Origin of the sequence: Eudoraea algarum (genome assembly GCF_050589645.1) — a bacterium.
Lineage (GTDB): Bacteria > Bacteroidota > Bacteroidia > Flavobacteriales > Flavobacteriaceae > JBNGOQ01.
Map to the genome: position 1 here is coordinate 1 of NZ_JBNGOQ010000013.1, position 737 is coordinate 737.

Genomic DNA, 737 nt, shown 5'->3' on the forward strand with positions numbered 1-737 from the left:
GTATTGTTCGTGTCCACGGTCACCGTGGTACCGGAATCGTCCGTGATATCGAAGGTGCCGTCCCCGTTGTCCACCACTGTGGCACGTCTTGCATCGAAGGTCGTGGCCGTACCGTCCTCGTTGGTATAGGTCAAGGTCCCGTCACCGTTGTCGGCAAGGGTAGATGTCGTCTCGTTGAAGGTCGTTATGGTCCCGTCCTCACTGGTGTAGGTGAAACTGCCGTTACCGTTGTCCACAAGTGTGGTCACCGTATTGTTGGTGTCCACCGTTATTGTGGTGCCGGAATCGTCCGTGATGTCAAAGGTGCCGTCACCGTTGTCCACAACAGTGGCACGCCTTGCATCAAAGGTGGTCGCCGTACCGTCCTCGTTGGTATAGGTCAAGGTCCCGTCACCGTTATCGGCAAGGGTGGATGTTGTCTCGTTGAAAGTCGTTATGGTCCCGTCCTCACTGGTGTAAGTGAAGCTACCGTTACCGTTGTCCACAAGTGTGGTCACCGTATTATTGGTGTCCACGGTCACCGTGGTACCGGAATCGTCCGTGATATCGAAGGTGCCGTCACCGTTGTCCACCACCGTGGCGCGCCTGGCATCAAAGGTGGTCGCCGTACCGTCCTCGTTGGTATAGGTCAGGGTCCCATCACCGTTGTCGGCAAGGGTCGAGGTCGTCTCGTTAAAGGTCGTTATGGTCCCGTCCTCAGAGGTGTAGGTAAAGCTACCGTTACCATTGTCCACCAA

1 pseudogene is annotated in these 737 nt (G+C 56.0%); it reads right to left on the minus strand.

Annotated elements, in window-relative coordinates:
- Positions 1-737 (minus strand): annotated as a pseudogene (locus ACRD67_RS20655) (hypothetical protein); the annotation flags it as partial.